The sequence below is a fragment of the Pedobacter agri PB92 genome (assembly GCF_000258495.1).
Lineage (GTDB): Bacteria > Bacteroidota > Bacteroidia > Sphingobacteriales > Sphingobacteriaceae > Pedobacter > Pedobacter agri.
Map to the genome: position 1 here is coordinate 1 of NZ_AJLG01000017.1, position 19,302 is coordinate 19,302.

The 19,302-nt window shown below is 38.3% G+C and carries 11 protein-coding genes; 1 reads left to right on the forward strand and 10 read right to left on the reverse strand.

All coding sequences use genetic code 11. The annotated features are described in order from the left end of the window. From ON09_RS04080 to surE, 8 genes are all read right to left on the reverse strand, one after another. The coding region (locus ON09_RS04080) for a SusC/RagA family TonB-linked outer membrane protein (RefSeq protein ID WP_010599788.1) at positions 1-2,784 on the reverse strand (2,784 nt) is incomplete at its 3' end. A 94-nt stretch (positions 2,785-2,878) separates the two neighbouring features. Beyond that, the gene (locus ON09_RS04085) at positions 2,879-5,323 is read right to left on the reverse strand and encodes a glutaminase family protein (protein WP_010599789.1); all 2,445 of its coding nucleotides are present in this window, start codon (positions 5,321-5,323) and stop codon (positions 2,879-2,881) included. Between the two features lie 216 nt (positions 5,324-5,539). Beyond that, entirely contained in the window at positions 5,540-6,541 is a 1,002-nt protein-coding gene (locus ON09_RS04090) for a LacI family DNA-binding transcriptional regulator (RefSeq protein WP_010599790.1), read from the reverse strand. A gap of 202 nt (positions 6,542-6,743) precedes the next feature. After that, the gene (locus ON09_RS04095; protein WP_010599791.1) at positions 6,744-8,150 is read right to left on the reverse strand and encodes a RagB/SusD family nutrient uptake outer membrane protein; all 1,407 of its coding nucleotides are present in this window, start codon (positions 8,148-8,150) and stop codon (positions 6,744-6,746) included. A 246-nt stretch (positions 8,151-8,396) separates the two neighbouring features. After that, positions 8,397-11,495, reverse strand: a complete 3,099-nt coding sequence (locus ON09_RS04100) for a SusC/RagA family TonB-linked outer membrane protein (RefSeq protein ID WP_010599792.1) — start codon at positions 11,493-11,495, stop codon at positions 8,397-8,399. Between the two features lie 251 nt (positions 11,496-11,746). Further along, on the reverse strand, positions 11,747-12,856 hold the full coding sequence (lpxB, locus tag ON09_RS04105; protein WP_010599793.1) for a lipid-A-disaccharide synthase: 1,110 nt from the start codon (positions 12,854-12,856) through the stop codon (positions 11,747-11,749). A 97-nt stretch (positions 12,857-12,953) separates the two neighbouring features. Next, positions 12,954-13,226 (reverse strand): hypothetical protein, encoded by a 273-nt coding sequence (locus ON09_RS04110; RefSeq protein WP_010599794.1) that lies wholly within the window; start codon positions 13,224-13,226, stop codon positions 12,954-12,956. Between the two features lie 9 nt (positions 13,227-13,235). Further along, complete coding sequence (gene surE, locus ON09_RS04115; protein WP_010599795.1) at positions 13,236-14,081, reverse strand: 5'/3'-nucleotidase SurE; 846 nt, start codon at positions 14,079-14,081, stop codon at positions 13,236-13,238. Between the two features lie 218 nt (positions 14,082-14,299). Here surE and ON09_RS04120 point away from each other — a divergent pair, with 218 nt between their 5' ends. Continuing rightward, positions 14,300-17,233 (forward strand): M16 family metallopeptidase, encoded by a 2,934-nt coding sequence (locus ON09_RS04120; RefSeq protein WP_010599796.1) that lies wholly within the window; start codon positions 14,300-14,302, stop codon positions 17,231-17,233. 326 nt (positions 17,234-17,559) lie between these two features. Here ON09_RS04120 and ON09_RS25860 read toward each other — a convergent pair whose 3' ends face one another. Together ON09_RS25860 and ON09_RS04125 are read right to left on the reverse strand one after the other, a co-directional pair. After that, entirely contained in the window at positions 17,560-18,111 is a 552-nt protein-coding gene (locus ON09_RS25860; RefSeq protein WP_238533599.1) for a hypothetical protein, read from the reverse strand. Then, the gene (locus ON09_RS04125; protein WP_238533600.1) at positions 18,101-19,276 is read right to left on the reverse strand and encodes a hypothetical protein; all 1,176 of its coding nucleotides are present in this window, start codon (positions 19,274-19,276) and stop codon (positions 18,101-18,103) included. Before ON09_RS04125 ends, ON09_RS25860 begins: the two co-directional genes overlap by 11 nt. Positions 19,277-19,302 lie beyond the last annotated feature (26 nt).

Genomic DNA, 19,302 nt, shown 5'->3' on the forward strand with positions numbered 1-19,302 from the left:
ACCTAACATAATATCAGCACCATGCGTTCCCTGGAAAAATGTGCTCAATGCAAAACCTTTGTATGATGCACTTAGACCAAAACCATAAACTTTGTTTGGAACGTCGCCTCTGCCAATTTGAGCCTTATCATAATCGTTAATTAAACCATCACCATTTAAGTCACTGTATTTGATGTCGCCTGGTCTTAAATTACTTTTCGAACCTGGAGCAGCGCTGGCGTTAATTTCCTCTTGAGTATCATATAACTTTTCGGCAATGTAGCCAAATCTGGAAAGTACGTTAGTTCCAACGCGATTCATCCAAGGATAAGGTTGCGCCGGGCGATCATCCTTGATGATTTTATCTTTATTGTAGGTAAAAGTTCCTCTCAAACCGATATCTACCTGCCCAACTTTAAAGTTATATTCTAATGTCGCATCAATGCCTCGGTTATCAACCTCACCTAAGTTACCATAAGGCTGATTGGTTAAACCCACATAGCCAGGAATGGATTGACGTTGAAAAAAGATACCAGTTCTCTGCTCCTTGAATAAATCAACAATCAGATAAAGATTATCCTTTAAAGTTTTGATCTCCATACCGAGATCTTGCTTACGCGATTCTGCCCAAACTACATCAACACCATAATCCGTTACATTAATTCCGCTGATTCCGTTATCATATCCTCGACCGAATTGATATCCCGCAGCACCGTCAGAAACTAAGGTTAAATAAGCAAATCTTCTTCCCACCAGGTTGGCATCAGAAATTTTACCGATACCTGTGATACCATCTGAGTATCTGAATTTTAAGAATGAGATGGTGTTTTTCATGTTACCCCAAAACTTTTCATTTGATGGAATCCAGCCCACGCCAAATGCCGGGAATGAACCATATCTGTTGTTCGGAGAAAATAATTCAGATCCATTATAACCGAAGTTTGCTTCGAAAAAGTAACGATCGTCGTAAGAGTAAGTTCCACGAGCCGCAACCCCAATAAATCTTTCAGGAATTGAAGCTGTGAAATCTCCTGCAAAAGGATTGGTATAATCCTGAGTATAAGCCAAAATTAAACCTCCTATGCGGTGTTTTCCAAAAGCCCGGTCGTAATTCACTGCACCTTCAGTATAAAACTTTCTGTTTCCTCCTCTTGAAGGTTCGAAGCTTAAATAATTACCTCCACTGGTAAATGATTGAAATAAATCTAAGCTGCCATCAGCTTTATATGGATTGTTGATGTCTCTAATAAAATAAGTACTTTCTCTTTTTGATCTTCTAATAAAGTTCTCGTTGTAGGCATCGAAAGCAACCATTGCTGTAGCGGTTAAACCTTCGGTAACCATTTTTAAATCTTGCGTTAAACGCAAATTGGTGTATAATTGATTTCTAAATTCGGTACGATAACCTCTTCTGGTTAAATCTGCATAAGGGTTACGGAAACCTCCATTTGATGAACGGCCTGGGATTAAACCACCTGGGTAGATTTTTGGATATTCTACAGGAGATACATCCAACGCTGAACCGAAGATATTTTCAGTGCTCTCTCCAGGATAATTTCCATTTGAGGCATAACCCTGAATACCTAAATCTAATTTGGTGGTATTGGTTAGTTTCAGATTTAAGTTACTGGTAAAATTGTAGCGGGTATAGTTCAAGGCAGAATTATACTGTGCTAAATCATCCGTTTTTAAGAAACCACCCTCATTATAATAAGCTAACGAAACATAATATTGAGCATTTTCTACGCCGCCACTTGCATTTAAGTTGGCCCTGCGGGTGCTACTATATTTATCAAAAAGCTCATCCATCCAGTTTACATTCGGATAAACCAACGGATCGACTCCGGAGGCTGTTTTATTAATGTAATCTTGTGAGTATTTTGCAGCCTGACCTCTTCCTGTCAACGCCTCATTAGCAAGATTCATGTATGTTACGCCGTCTAACGATTTAGGATGCCTTACAAAAGTGCTTAACCCTTCATTATAGTCGAAAAAGATAGAAGGCTTACCTACTTTACCGGTTTTAGTTTTGACGATAATTACGCCATTGGCCCCACGAACACCGTAAACTGCCGTTCCTGATGCGTCTTTAAGCACCGTAAATGATTCAATATCTTCCGGATCAATTGCATTAATAGAACGCTCAACTCCATCAACCAATACCAACGGAGCACTTGAACCACTAAAAGTTGCAATACCGCGAATCCAGATATCAGCTGTACTTCTACCAGGTTCTCCACTTCTTTGCACACCAACCACACCGGCAATTCTTCCAGCCAATGATTGAGTAACACTCGCCACTGGTTGTTTTAACTCTTTTGAGTTAATGGTAGACTGCGCACCAATTAATGAAACTTTTCGTTGGGTACCAAAACCTACAACTGCAACCTCTTCCAAAGAATTAGAACTTGGAACCAGCGAGATAGATAGATTCTTCTGACTACCAACTGTTACCTCTTTAGGCTCGTAACCTACATAAGAAATGATTAATACCGATGATTCAGACGGGACGCTGATACTAAACGCTCCATTTACGTCAGTAGCGGCGACTACTAAAGAGCCCTTTACCTTAACACTTGCCCCAGGAATTGGTGTTCCGGTTTCATCCTTAATTATACCTCTAATTACAATATCGGCAGCAGGACGCTTTGATTCCTTCGTTGCTATTGGCGAAGTATTAATATTTATTGCACCCGCTGATGCATTAAATGTTAATCCAAGTGCCAGAGAAAGTGCACCTAACTTGCAGGCGCTCTCCTTAGTCATAAGCCTTAGCTTAATGAGCCTAGTAAATTTTTTGTTCATAATGGTTGGTTTTGTACTTGGTTAGTTATCTTTTCAGATAGATTAGTTATTCTTTTTGCTTGTTCTTTTTATATGTTGGTTAGTACTTTATGGTTTATTTAATTCCCCAGCTATCGGCCAGCATTTTGATAAAATATCCACCTACAACACTCCTGGCCTGGAAGCCTGCTTTTTTTCCTGATATGGTTTCGTGCCAATCACTTAACGGCACTTTATCAGTGGTTTCAGCAGCATATTTGTAAATGGGTTTTATAAATTTTTGAAATTCCGGTTGATTATCAGTTAAGGTTGCAGTCCACATTATCCAATCCGATTTGGTGTAAGCTTTACGACTGTCAAGCGGTAAGCCGAAAGAGTTCTGTTTGGTTAAATAGTAGTTGATTTCTTTGCGATAAACATCATTAGGAAATAAATTTAACTTCAGTAATTTATCCCAAACGAGGTTATATTTTTGGCTCCAGGTATTTTTATCGTTAAAGGTTAGTGCATAATGATCTCCCGCATCAGCCAATTTCTGCCAGTTCTTAACCATATCCAAAGCCGCACTTCTATATTTGGTGGCGATTTCAGTTTTCCCTAATTGCTGAGCCAGCTGGGCGTAAACACCCAAACCTACAATTGCTTTTACCGATAAATTTGCATTACGGGCTAAGTGACCGGCAAAATCATCTGTACACAACTGGTTTGCCGGATCAAATCCTTCTTTTAATAAGTACTCTGCCCATCTCGACATTTCCTTCCAGTGCTTTTCTGCGTAGCTTGCATTTCTTTCAGCTTTGGCAATTGCGCCAACTAAAATGATCATGTTACCGGCTTCTTCCACAGGCATATCTTCGCCATAAATCTGCCCGTTGGCAACAGGATAAGTACCAATATCATGGGCAGGATAATCTTTTTTCCATTTCCCACTTTCTGAGTAGTAGAATATGCCGTTCAGCATACCTTTTAACAATTCAGGATTATACAGCAGATACTGTGGTGCCGAGGGATAAGTTACATCCACCGTGTTGATAAAGCCTCCGCTAAAATTTTCTTTTGATAAAAATAAAATATCACCATTAGGTGCATAAACAATCTTGTGTGCCGCGATACTTTGGCGGTATGCAAACTTGCATAAATCAGCATATTCTGTACCACCACCTTTTAGGGCATCGGCTACTAATTTCGCATCAAAAGCTTTTGTTTTCGCTTTTAACGTTGCATAATCGTTATTAGCCTGTGTAAGTTGATTTTCGAAAGTACTTGATGCTGATGTTCTCCAGATTGGTAATAACTGATCGCCGAAATACTCTATAGATTTCAAATCATCGTAACCCAGCATCACATATTTTTCAACTGATTTTAGACCAACGGTACCAAAAGGAATCACCGTACTCAAGTCTTGTGTTTTTACGTTTAACGCCTGACTTTGCTGAGGATATTTAACCGATTTAAAACTGTTTAGGTTGTCAATTTGATTACCGATGTATTGCTTTGCACCAAATTTTGTCGGCACCGCAACATACATATAACCCCAATCAATTCTTAAATCATCATTTTTCTTTTTCAGCACCGGTTGTTCAACTGTACCTGCTTTTAAAATCGACAGATTGTTATTGGTATTTTTCCAAACAGAAACCGGTTGATTAGGTGTGTTTACTGCCAAATTTGATGATGCACTAAAATATACATCAACTTTATGCGCTTTTCCATCAGCAGATTTGGCAGCATAGCTGATATAACTAATTGGTCTGGCTGTTAGTTTAATATTGTTCAATAATAACGGAGAAGTAAAGGTTACCTTCAGGTTTACGCCACCACATTTAAAATCGTAAATGGTGTTGGTTGCCTCAACAGCAACATTGGTTTGAACGGCTTTTAACACTTGGGAGCCATTAGGAATTTCTTCTACAATTCCAGCATCCAAATGCCTTCCTCCCGCAGTATTTTTACAATTGATCGCCAACAAATTTTCACCTTCTTTTAAAAGGTTATTTTCAATCGGGATATAAATATACTCATGCACCCAACCATCTTTCTGGAAAATCATTTTTCCGTTCAGGTATACAGTAACATTATCATCATGACTAAGCTTTAAATATTTCTTCGCCGAAGAAGTGGAATGGAAAGCAAATTTTCTGCGATAGTAAATCTCGTCAGTGTTCCATTTTGTTTTAGCTGTTTGATCGTCTCCAAACGGCGCATCATCTTTTTTCCATGAACTATCATCGAATGATAAATTGTTCCAGCCATCAGCTGCTTTTTTAGTGAGGTAACTGGCCTGATAACTGGTTTCATCTGCTGCCGGAAGAATAGTTTTGTAATTTTTGGATTCAGCACCTAAAAATCTGTAAAACTTTCCATCTACTTTAATTACGCCCAAAAGCGATTGCTCTTTTCCAGTCCAGTGTTTGGTAACAGAATTGTTTAGTCCATCGCCGAAAGACCAGATGCTTAAATAGGTGTCATGTGCTATTAAAGGATACGCAGGAATTTTGTCTTGCGCCTGAACGCTAAAATGTAGGACGTAGCAGCATACTAACAGGTAGAAATTTCTCATAAATGGCTAATTTGGTTAATATTGTTAAAACGTTTTACTAATCTTACCAATTAAAATCTTTCAGTTTGCAACGAAAGAAAAATGTTAATGTATGATATTGGTTAGCGACTAGTTAAGCCTGTTTGGCGTAAAACGTTTTACTAGATCAATATTAAAGAATTAAAATTCATTTTGAAAGCTCCAAAATGCAACATTTATGTGACGATGAAATATTAATTATCTTTCAATTAGCTTTGCCGGAATAATCACTTTTTGGTTTTCCAGTTTGTTTTTAGAAGAAAGCTGATTGAGTATTAGCTGAATTACGGTCTCGGCAATCTCTTCTAAGGGTTGCTGCACTGCAGAGATACTTGGTGTGTGGAGTTCGAAAACTTCATGATCATCATAAGCGATAACGGAAAGTTCATCTCCTATTTTTTTATTGAGCTGCTTTAAAGCCTTTAATCCACTGATGGCTAAATAGTTGGTAGCGAAGAGTACAGCATCAATATCCTTAGAGCTGAATAATGATTTCATCTGTTCTATGGTTTCAGCCTCATCTTGGTTGAAATGTATTTTAAGTACCAACTCATCATTGTACGGGATATCATGGTCAATGAGTGCCTTCTTATATCCCTCAAAACGTTCTATAATTTGTTCTACATCAATATCGGTAGTTACCAGTGCAATTTTCCCTTTGCCGTTTTTAATGAAGCTTTCAATAGATTGATAGGAAGCTTTGAAATGATCGGCGCCCACGTAATGTGTATCAATATCTGATAAATTCCTATCAAATAAGATCACTGGTTTATTATCTGAAAGGAGCACCTGAATATCTTCTTCAATGCCTTTGGTTGGCGAAATGATGTAACCATCTACCTTCCTCGATTTGAACATATTGATCAGTTCCTTTGCCTTTTCTACATTGTTCTCCGTACTGGAATAGATAATCTTATATCCTTTTTTATATGCTTTATCTTCTATTAAGCGAGCGATACGGGAAAAAAATGAATTTGAAATATCTTCAATAATTAAACCTATAATATTAGAATTGCCGGTTCTTAAACTCCTGGCGATCTGGTTGGGTTTATAACCACTTTCTTTGATAATTTTTTCTACCTTCTTAATAACAGCTTCACTAATCGATTTTTCTTTAGCTTTACCATTGATGATAAATGAAACAGTTGTGATGGAGACACCTGCCTTAACAGCAATATCTTTGATTGAAAGGGTTTTCATTATTGGGCGTTCAAATTATTACATTTTCAAAAAGATACCATCCTCAGAATCGTTTTTGAATTTTTGCTAATATAAAGTATAATGATTAATAATTTTGAAAATTAATCGATTTAGTTCTGAGGCGCTTAAGAAACTCATTTTTAAGATTTTCAATTGCATTAAACGAAAAAAGGCACTTTAAATAGTGCCTTTCTTCGTTTAATTAGTAACCTGGATTCTGTTTAAGATTAGAATTTAGCGCAATCTGCTGTTGTGGTATTGGATACAACTGTCTGTTTGCATTGGTAGGTTGATGATCCCACCAGCTTCCGGTTGCAAATTTTCCAAAGCGAATTAAATCATCGCGGCGGAAACCTTCGAAAATAAACTCGCGACCTCTTTCAACTAACAATTCATCGAGTGTTAAACTTGCTACCGTATACTGATTGGCTGGCCAATCTGCAGTAGCAAAAGCCCTCACTTTACAATCGTTAATTAACTGAACAGCTTCTGCTGTTGCAGTACCGCCATTTTTGCGCATTAATGCTTCTGCTTTGGCAAAGTAAATCCACGTTAAGCGATAAATGTTCCAATCGGTATTGTTATAAACCGTACTTGGTTGTGTGGTTGCATTGGCTACCTGGTTACCCAACTTGTATTTATTAAAACGAACACCACTGTTTTCTTCACCTTCGCTCATGTTTGACACGGTTGAGCCAGTTTTATTTTTCCTGATGTTATCAACAAATTCCAATTGTTTACCATCGTACTCATTTCCACCGGTAGCAATTAAAGGCTGTCCGTTATCAAAACGAGTCATTTTGCCTTCTAATAACCAGGTTCTTTTCCTTAAATCGGCATCCTTATACTTTGTAAAGTTGTCCGGTATCACCACAATTCCGTCATTACCGTTTCTACTTCCACCGTAAATAAACTGCTGATTAAAGTGATAAAAATCGCTAGGGAAACCAGGCTGAAAATTTGCTCTTTGAAACTCGTAAGCAACAGAAAAGATGGTTTCTTTACTTAAATCGTTATCTGGCTTAAACTGGTCTGTAATATTTGGATCTAATGCCATGTTACCGTTCATTCCGCCAGCCTGGTTGGTAATAAGCTTATCTGCAGCAGCGATACAGTCATCCCATCTGGCTGTTCCAGTCCATGCCTGGGCATTTAAGTAAAGCTCCACAAGCATTGCGTATCCACCTGCCTGGCTCATTCTACCAAGCATAGCTTTTGACAGTTTTGGCGCTTTATCAATATTATCTTTAATTTCTTTTTCTATAAAATTAAAAACCTCAGTTCTGCTTAGTGTGGATGGCCTTGCAGGTTCGCCCACAACAGTAACCACCGGGATATTGCCGAACAAATCCATTAGTTTTAAATAATGGTATGCTCTAAATAACTTCAGTTCAGCCAAAAAGGCGTCTTTTTCCTGTTGGGTAATGCCCAGTTGTGCAGCATCGCGTTTCTCTAAGTTTTCGATAGGCACGTTACATAAGCCTACACCCCAGTACATTAATGACCAGGCACTGTTTATGCCACCTTCGTCTACCGTCCAGGTATGGTAGTGCAAACGCTTCCACTTACCACCGTCTTCTCCGTGCCTGCCTTTTGTTGGCCAGGCCAATTGGTCGGCAGAAAGTTCTGCTAAACGCCACCAGCCATCCTGACCAGATGAAGTACCCCATGCATTGGCATGCGTGTAAGGTCTTAATACTGCAGAAATGATCTCATTTTTATTTTGTAGAAATTTTCGCTGCTAATGGTATCATATAAATTCTCATCGAGTTTTGTACAACCATTTGCCGTAATTAGCAACATAGTTGCTAAACACGATGTATATATTTTATTTAATGTTTTCATGTTATTCAGTTTAAAATCCAAAGGTTACGCCTAATAAGAATGATGATGTGCTTGGATACGGACCCCTTCCATCAACTCCTAAAACGCCATCATCTGCTGGTTGACCTAAGCCTGTATCTTTCACAAAATCAGGATCGTTACCGGTATATTTTGTAAAGGTAGCCAGGTTTTGTCCCGTAATGTATGCTCTTAAATTGCGGATGTTTTTCGACTTAAGTTTGAAAGTGTATCCGAAAGTAACCTCATCAATTTTTAAGAAACTACCGTTCTCGATATAATAATCAGAGTACATGTAGGTATCATTGATTTGAGCATACTTATCAAAAGCAGAGTTTAAAAGATTGGTACCAGAAACTTTATTTCCGTATGATAGTGCGGTTGTATTCAGAATCTGATAGTCGAACTTACCTCTTAAGAAAAGACGCAGATCGAATTGTTTGTAATTAAAGCTGTTGGTTAACGACAGGTAATATTTTGGAATGGCGTTTCCAATAACCGCTAAATCGGTTTGATCTCTAAAGAATGAGTTATTAATCTGGTCGTTTCTGATTGGTTGTCCGTTTCGGTTAAAGAATAACCATTTTCCATCGCCGGTGAAGCCCGCAAAACGTTTACCCCAGAAATCGCCAATTTTACCACCTTCATAAATACGAATAGAGTTACCTAAATCGCCAAAACCGCCAATTGGAGCGGTAGATAAATAATCTCTTCTGTACTCGCTATTCGAATAAGAATCTAATTTATTGCTGGTTGTACTTGCAGCCAGGTCGATATTGTATTTGAAATCTTTTCCGTCAACTGCTTTGTAACTTAAAGCCAACTCAATACCTTTCGCCGAAATTGAACCTACGTTGGTGTAAATAGAAGATCTTACAAATGGCGGTTGAGGAGAATCGTAGCTATCTAATAAATCTTTCGTTACACGTTTAAATAAATCCAATGATCCGGATAAACGGCTTGAAAACAAAGTAAAATCTAAACCTAAGTTAATTTCCTGTTTCTTTTCCCACCTTAAATCTGGGTTTGGATTGCTATTTGGGCCATAAGTTTCGCGGTACTGACCATCAGGATATAGATATACCCCTCCTGTTCCTAATGTTACCAATGAAGCATAGTTGGAAATACCGGAGTTACCGGTTTCTCCGTAGCCTAACCTCACTTTTAAGTTATTAACCCATTTTACGTTTTCCATGAATTTTTCTTCGGTAACGGTCCAGCCGGCAGAAACAGCCGGGAAGTTTGCCCATTTATTATTGGCACCGAAACGGGATGAACCCTCTCTACGTAAAATTGCCTGTAAATAATACCTGTTTTTGAAAGTGTAGTTTACCCTTCCAAAAAATGCGATTAACGTGTTATCATTTTTAAAACTTCCTAAAAAAGCCTTACCTGCCGCCAATTGGTTACCGGCATTTAAGTTATTTTCCTGGAACTGATCGTTTAAGAAACCAAGGTTACCGGCATTGAAACCTTCATTAACTTCATAACGATAACTGTAACCACCAATGGCCGTTAAACTATGGTCTTCACCAAAAGTTGTAGCATATTGTAAGGTTGGCTCAACGTTAAAATTTTGTTCTAATACTGTGGAGCGGGCGGCATAACCCCCATTTTTATAGATATCATTTTCTAAAGAATACTCTCCAAAAACCGAACGGTAAGATCCATCAACATAACTGTTTCTTTGAACGGCACCAAAAACTGAAGCTTTGAAACCTTTAAAAATTTCATATTCAGCTTTAGCATCAATTGAGCTGGTTTGTTGCTGGCGTTTATTGGTTTCTTGCTCTAATCTTGCAATTTCATTTGTTGCATTTGGATCAAAGAACCAGCTTCCATCTGGGTTATAATAAGATTGTGTAGGATTTCTGGTGAGCTGATTTTCCCAGCCACCGCCACCTAATAAATCGCCTTTATTAAAATTGGTTGATAAGTTTACCTGTGTGAACAATTTATCATCTAATCCTTTAGAATTGAGGTTTAACCTGATACCATATTCTGTACGGCGGTTATTTTTTGCAAAACCCTGCAAATCACGGTAGTTGATACTGGCTCTGTAACTTGTTTTTTCTGAACCGCCAGACATTGAAAGGTTGTGATTTTGACTTAAGTTACCGTGATTGACCAAATCATCAAAAGGATCGAGTGAAGCACCATAGTCTTGACGATCAAACTGACCGCTACGGATTTTTTCTCTAAACTCATCTACGGTTAAAAAGTCTGGGCGCTGATATAAGTATTCTTTACGCAGATACCCGGAATAATCAAAACGGGCTGGACCAGCTTTACCTTTTTTGGTGGTGACTAAAATTACCCCTGCATTGGCTCTGGTTCCATAAATTGCTGCACCTGATCCATCTTTTAACACACTAAAGGAAGCAATATCATCCTGCTGTAAAAGGTCCAAGTTTCCTCCGGGAATACCATCAATTACAATTAACGGGCTTTGACTACCTGTTACCGAAGTTACTCCACGTAATTGGATACCAACGCCAGAATTGGGGTTTGAACCGCCCGTTCGCGTAATCTGCAAACCAGCCACCTTTCCCTGCAATAAATCAAGTGGGTTTCGCGATCCGCTTTGCCTGAACTGAGAAGTATCTACCGTTGCAATGGCTGATGTTACCTCTTTGGCTTTTAACGTACCGTAACCAACTACCACCACTTCATCTAACTTTTGCGAAGCTGATGGAACGAGGTTAATGGTCAAGGGTGCAGCACCGTTCCCGGCTGGTACTGATCTGCTTTGGTAACCAATGTAACTGAAAACCAAAACATCGGTCGGAGCAGTTACCGTGATACTGAAACGTCCGTTTTCCTGGGTAACAGAACCACCTGTTTTACCCTGAATTTTAATTCCGACACCAGGCAATCCGATTTTCTTTTCATCTAAAACTACACCGGTGATCGTTTTTTGTCCGGCAGCATTAGCTGGAGCTGTTGCAGGACCATCTTTTGGTGGTGCTGAAGGTACAGGGCTTGCACCACCAAGCGGATTTACCGGAACTTTAACTGAATCGGCAGGTTTGGCGACAGGAACTTTTTTCGTAGTGTCTCTTTTTGTGGTGTCTTGCTGAAAATAATAATTGAAACTCCTGGTTTCTTTCATTGATTTAGCAAACAACTGGGGGCTTGAAATTAGGAACAGGCATAGGAATCCCGTAATCCTGAGTAGAATGTTTTTCATTGGCACTCATTAGTTTAGTTTATAATTAGTTACGCTGTGCGGTCTAATAATTCGCTTAATTAATGAGAACGTGAAGAATTAATTAGGGAAGAATATAATTACGCAAAACGATTTAGTAACGCAGAAACGCCTCATTTGTTTTGAAAAAATTTAAAAAGTTTTTATTGGAGAGATTATTTGCCAGCCGAATACTGGTAAATTAGTTTTGCTGTTTTTTCAGATGCGCCGGGCTTCCCCATTAATAAAAGTAAATCCTCGTAATTACTAAGCATGGTTTTTCGTCCCTCACCTGAAACTATTGCCTGAAGTTCTTCGCTTAATTTCTTTGAATTAAAATCCTCCTGAATAAGCTCTGTAACAATTTTTTTATCGACGATCAGATTGACCAGTGAAATGAACTTAATTTTCACCAACATCCTCGCGATAGCAATAGAAATGGCCCCACCGCGATAAACCACCACTTGCGGAACCTTGAATAAAGCCGTTTCTAATGTTGCAGTTCCCGAAGCCACTACTGCAGTGTGAGCGTGATGAAGTAGATTGTAAGTATTACTAAATAAAAGAGTGACTTTTTTGTCTTTTATAAATTGATGATAATATGCCTGATCAAATGTTGGTGCAGCAGCAATTGCAAATTGATAATCCGGGAACTGATCAGTAATGCTTAACATGACGGGCAGCAACCGCTCTATTTCCTGCCTTCTGCTGCCAGGTAGTAGGGCGATAATTTTTTTGTCGCTTAAATTGTGATTTGTTAAAAATTGAGGATCAGGTGAAAATGCTGCTTGCTCATCCAAAAGTGGATTTCCAACATAATCCACGTCCATGCCCCACTTCTTGTAAAAATCTACCTCAAATGGAAGGATGCAAAACATGTGATCAACAACCTTTTTAATTTTTAACACACGCTTTTGGTTCCATGCCCAAATTTTCGGAGAGATGTAATAGCAAACCTTGATATTATTTTCTTTTGCAAATTCAGCAATTTTTAAATTGAAACCAGGAAAATCGATCAGGATCAGCACATCTGGTTTCCAGCTCAAAATATCTTCCTTGCATTTTTTAAGATTTTTGAAGATCGTTCTTAGATTTAGTACTACCTCGGTAAAACCCATGAAAGCCATATCGGCATAGTGTTTTACCAATTCACCACCTTCAGCCTGCATTTTATCGCCACCAAAATAACGGAACACGGGATCACGATCTTCCAGCTTTAAAGCTTTCATTAAATTTGCACCGTGTAAATCGCCTGATGCTTCTCCGGCTACGAGGTAGTATTTCATTGGAGTAACTCACTTATCGTCATTGCGAGGTACGAAGCAATCTTAAATCGGATGTCTAAATAAGATTGCTTCGTACCTCGCAATGACGGTTATAATGTTAAAAAACTTTATAGGCGAAAAAAATGAAGGCACACAAAAATGTGGCGGCTAAAATTCCCCGACCAATATTTAATTTATTGTATTTGAAAAAGTGTTGCATCACATAAGCGTTAACTGCTATGCCACCGATGTATAATAAATCGGCTTTTGCTAACGATGCGACATGATGAATGATGTACCAGGCGATGGAACATAAAATTGCAGGGATCATCAGTCCGATACCTAATCCGATCCATACCGAATCGTTCAGTTTTCTTAGCTTTTCGTTCATCGCTGAAAACTAGCCCAGATTAATCCCGTCAGGGGCGGAAATGGTCGTTTTGCCTTGATCAGATTTCAATTGATCAGCACCTGTAAAATTCCATCCGTTTAAAGTTTGAATGGCGTGGTGTGCCGTTAAATCAAACTGAACCGGAACAACTGAAACATACCCGTGTTCCAACGCCCAAACATCGGTATCTTCGCCTTTATCAAAGTTCTCAAAAACTCCGGTTAACCAATAATAAGGACGTTTGTACGGATCAACGCGTTCTTCGAATTCTTCCATCCATTTTGCATTTGCCTGGCGGCAGATTTTCACGCCTTTCAATTGATCACCTTTTGGAAAATTCACATTGAGCAAAACACCTTCCGGCAAGCCATTTTCCAGCACCTGTAAACAAATATCTTTGATGTATTTTTTGGTATGACTAAAATCTGCATCAGCTGCAAAATCATCCATGGAGAAACCAATAGATGGAATTTTTTCAATAGCTCCTTCCACTGCTGCCGACATAGTGCCAGAATACAAAACGTTAATTGAATTATTTAAACCATGATTGATTCCAGATACACATAAATCAGGTTTTTGGCCTTTGAATATTTTATTAACGCCAAGTTTAACGCAATCAACCGGCGTTCCACTGCATTTATACATTTCCACGCCGTTGTAAAGGTCAACTTTATCAAACCGGATTGGCTTGCCAATCGTAATCGCATGCCCCATCCCGCTTTGCGGACTATCTGGTGCCACCACAACTACATTACCAATTTCCTGCATTACTTCCATCAGGTTTTTTATTCCTGTAGCAGTAATTCCGTCATCGTTAACAACTAAAATATTTGGTTTTGCCCTGTGCTTTGTCATGTCGGTAAAAATACAGAATATAAAATCAAGGCACAATAACGCATAGTTTTATCTGCTAAAATGATTTATTACTACATGATTAGTTAGAAAATTCTTAAAGCATTTCATTCCATGATTGAAACCATATATATTTGGATAAATAACTTATTAACTGACTGCTGTAATTGGTTTACAGTAACCAAATGCTCCAATCACAATCATAAACCAAAATCAAATAAATGAAAATCAAACTATTTACGTTAGCTTGTTTTCTTGTTGCAAGTTCGGGCGTGAAAGCTCAAACTGCGTACCAATGGAAAACAGGTAATTCTGGTGGCTACCCTTATAAGTATGTAACCAACGACCCTACAAAATCGCGTTTCTATACGCTGAAAAACGGATTGACCGTAATTTTATCGCAAAATAATAAGGAGCCGAACATTACTTACAAAATGGCAGTAAGAGCGGGTAGTAATACCGATCCGAGAACCAACACGGGTTTGGCCCATTACTTAGAGCACCTTTTGTTTAAGGGTACTGATAAGTTTGGAACTTTAAACTATGCTAAAGAAAAACCATTATTAGATAAAATAGAGGCACTTTACGAAACTTATAATAAAACTACCGACCCAGCCAAACGTAAAGAAATTTACAAAGAGATTGATAAAGTTTCTGGCGAGGCATCTGAATATTCAATTGCAAATGAATATGATAAGATGATGAAATCGATTGGTAGCAATTCAACCAACGCCCATACATCAGTTGAAGAAACTGTTTATGAGGAAGATTTGCCATCAAATGCAATAGATAAGTTTTTGTCACTTCAGGCGGAACGCTTCCGTGCTCCGGTTTTCCGTATTTTCCATACAGAATTAGAAGCTGTTTATGAAGAGAAAAACATTGGAATGGACAATGATGGACGTAAAATGTATGAGAAAATGCTTTATTCATTATTTCCAACACATAATTACGGTCAACAAACTACCATTGGTACCATCGAGCATTTGAAAAACCCATCACTGGTTGAAATCAGAAAATATTACAACAAATATTATGTGCCAAATAATATGGCCTTAATTATGTCGGGTGATATTAACTACGATGATTTAATCAAAAAAATCGACAAGAATTTCTCATACATGGCTTCGAAGCCACTGGCATTGTACAACCCGGCACCTGAAAAACCATTAACTCAGGTTCAAAAGGTTAATATTTATGGTCCAAGTGCCGAAAGTCTTTATGTAGCTTATCGTGGTTTTGCACAAAATAGCCGCCAGAGTTTATTGCTTGATCTGATTGGCAGCATCTTATCAAACGGTAAAGCAGGTTTAATGGATATCAACATTAATAAACAACAAAAAATGTTGAGGGCTGGAGCGGGTTATAATCAAATGAAGGATTATGGAATCTTTATTTTGTCTGGATCGCCTAAAGCAGGACAAAGTTTAGAAGACGCACAAAAACTATTATTAGAACAAGTTGATTTGCTTAAAAAAGGTGAATTCGACGAAAGTTTAATAAAAGCAACTGTTGCCAATATCAAATTAGCAGAACTTCAGGGCTATGATAACAATGATGTTCGTGCCAACGCAACCATGGATGCTTTCATTCAAAATCGTGGTACCGAGTGGGACAAAACTTTAGCTGCAACCGATGCGATGGCAAAAGTAACGAAGAAAGAAATTGTAGATTTTGCCAATCAGTTTTTCATCAATAATTATGTATCCATCTTAAAACATAAAGGTGAAGATAAGAGCATTATCAAAGTTGAAAAACCAACCATCACCGCAGTAAAAACCAATGCTAATGAGGTTTCCCCTTTCACCAAAACCATTATCAGTTCTCCTGTAAAACCAATTGCACCAAAGTTTTTAGATTATCAAAAAGATTTGAATTTTGGTAAAGCTGGTATTGCAGATGTGATTACCGTTCAGAATACAGAAAATGGTATATTTCGCATGAGCTACCGTTTTGATATGGGTTCTTACAATTACAAATTATTGCCATATGCATCGCAATATTTAGCATTTTTAAGTACAGATAAATATTCTGCGGAAGACATTAGTAAAGCATTTTATAATCTTGCCTGCAGCTATAACATTAATGTAGGCACCGAAATCACAACCGTTTCTCTAAGTGGTTTACAAGAGAATTTTGATAAAGCAGTAGTGTTGTTAGAAGACGTGCTTGCAAACTGCAAGCCAAATGAAAAAGCTTTGGAAGATTTAAAAGGTCGCTTATTGAAATCGAGAGAAAATGCAAAATTAAACAAAGCTTCTATTTTAGGAGGTTTAATGAGTTATGCTCAATACGGCTCGGATAACCCTTTCAATTACGGATTAAGCAATGATGAAATCAAAAACATGAAATCTTCTGATTTAATTTACTTGTTGCATAACTTAACCAATTATAAGCACACCATCACTTATTTTGGCCCGAAAACGTTACCTGCATTTTCTGCTGATATTACCAAAGTTCATGCATTAGCTAAAGAATTTACGCCTGCAGCACCAATGAAGAAGTTTGTGTACACCAAAACCGATTCTAACAAAGTCTACTTTGCAGATTATGATATGGTGCAGGCTGAAATCCGCTGGGTACGTAATTCTGGATTATATGATCCGGCAAATGCGGCAAAAATTGGCTTATTCAATAATTACTTTGGTGGTGGCATGGGTTCTATCGTGTTTCAAACCATCCGTGAATCTAAAGCTTTAGCTTATTCTACTTTTGCAGTTTATTCTTCGCCAAACAGCAAAGAAAAAGAAAATACGATGATTGCTTACGTAGGTACGCAAGCTGATAAAATGAACGAGGCTGTAGCAGGAATGAACGAGTTGTTGACGGTATTACCAGAGTCTGATAAATCATTTGATCTTTCTAAAAGTAATTCCTTGAATGGAATTGAAACGACAAGAATCACAAAAGACGGTATCATTTACACATATTTAGCTGATCAGAAATTAGGTTTCGATCATGATTCAAGAATTGATGAGTATGCAGCTTTAAAGCCGTTAACTTTCGCTGACGTTAAATCATTCCATAATGGTAATATTTCTGGTAAACCATATAGTTATTGCGTTGTGGCTTCAGAGAAAAAAATCAACCTTGCAGATTTAGCTAAATTTGGCGCTGTTACCAAACTAAATTTAGAGCAGATTTTTGGATACTAAGAGAAAGCTTAAAGCAGAAAGACCAAAAATTAAGGCAAAGCCTAGTAAATAGAAAAGTGTTCCGGTTTAAACCCGGAACACTTTTTTTTATGCTGTAATATTTTTATATGCTTTATTATTAATTAGAAAAGGAACGTTCATAATTTCATGGCGGTCTTCAGCCCCGCCATTCGCTATAGCCCTCATTGAAAAAATTTCGGGGCGGCCGCTACTGTCGGGTTTAAGAAGAAAGGCCGTGTAATAAATGTACAGGCACTAACTTCTGTAAACAAAAAAAGCACCACCCTAAGGCAGTGCTTCGTTAATTTAAGCGCATAAGTAGATACTTATTTCTTCATATAGTCGATCACGATTCCGTTTGCGACTAGTTTTTTATTAGTGGTTATTAATTTGCTTCCGGCAGGTACTTCTACAATTAAAACAGAATGATTGCCAGCAATAGAAACATTACTTTTAGCGGCAATATTTTTAACAATTACCTTTTGACTAATTGCATCGTATAGATCAACTTTTTTTATTCCTTTTACTTTGTAAGCAACGGTTTTACTTTGCGCAAAAGGGTTATAAATTAAATAGGTTGGATAAGCTTTATTTCTGTAAAAATCAGTAGCCAAAACATCCAGTTTCAACACACCTTCGATGTTAGTTTTCTCCACGATGGCGCCGAATATTCCGACGTGGCCGCTACCATAAACACTAAATTGGGATACATCAGGGTTTTTACCTGGTACCCATTTTGGCCCATCTCCCTGCGCAACCGGCCCTTTTTTGTCCATGTAAAGGGTATCAAAAGTAGAAGTTTTGGCAAAGCCTTCATAAGCGATTACACCTTTAGTCACAGCAGCATGTTGCGGGATGGTCTGTCGATCAGCAGGCATATACTGCGGAATAAAAAAAACGTGAAGCGTTTACGGCATTTAACATCCATTTCCCAATTGCATTGGCATAAGATGGATCATAACGAACCGTTGGGATCAATGGCCAGGCTGCATCAAAAGTATTCATCAAAAAGCCATATCCGCCATGATCTACTGTACTTCCGACCACGCCAGAAATATCATATCCATTCCACTTCCCCGTTAAAACACCCCAACCCTCACGGCAAACGGCGGTTCCATCGAACGTCCACGCAAGTAGCTTTTGCACATCGAAATTCGTTCCCTGCTCAACATTCATTCTTGCAGCTAAATAAGCACCAAATGGCATCAGCAATTCGTAAGTAGGATTAATCTTATTGCTTTCCAAGGCCTTCATCGCACTGATAGCACCTTTTAAATAGCGCTTATCGCCAAACTTTTTATAAGCAGCATATAACACCCAGGCATGACCAGCCGCAGCATCTTGCTGTGCACAAATCTGGTTTTTCATAGGCTTCATTGCCGCATAGTCGAAATACGAATAGTTGTAATCGCCTTTTAGGATGGAATCGGCCTGATAAAATTTTTCAGCAATACTTTTTGCCATCCAATCGAAATCTTTCTCTTCCGGATATTGCTCGCAAACGGCATAAAACAACACATTCGGATATACATCATACCACCAGTCTCTGCCATAGCCACCACCTAGAAGGGCTACTTCCGGAGCAGTATTGTTCATCATGATATTCCATTTGGTGTCGCGATTAAAATAGTTTTTCAACATCGCAGCATAGTTTACACCATTTTGTTTGCTCTTGTCTATCCCCACTAAACTTGCGCCCATGACTGCACCCATGTTGGCTAATGCCTCGTGGAACATGCCTTTATTGTTTTTACCCTGACGAACATCGCCAACAGCTGTGTAAATGCCCATTACCGGCTGATCGAAATTTTTCCGGGTGCTGTCCATCCAAATCATTGGCCAATACTCACCTTTTGCATTAAAATCGTAAACGGTTTTATCGAAGTTTTGTGCCATCAATTTCCAGTCAATAATTTTTAATGGCTGAGGCAAATTCGCCATTTCTTCTACCCTACTTAGCTTAAGCTGTTTTACCTGGGCATGAGCAAAGTTCCAGCTTGAAATAAAAATAATTGCGTAAAGTACCTTGAAATTCAATCTCATATTATTTGATATGTTTCGACCTGTAA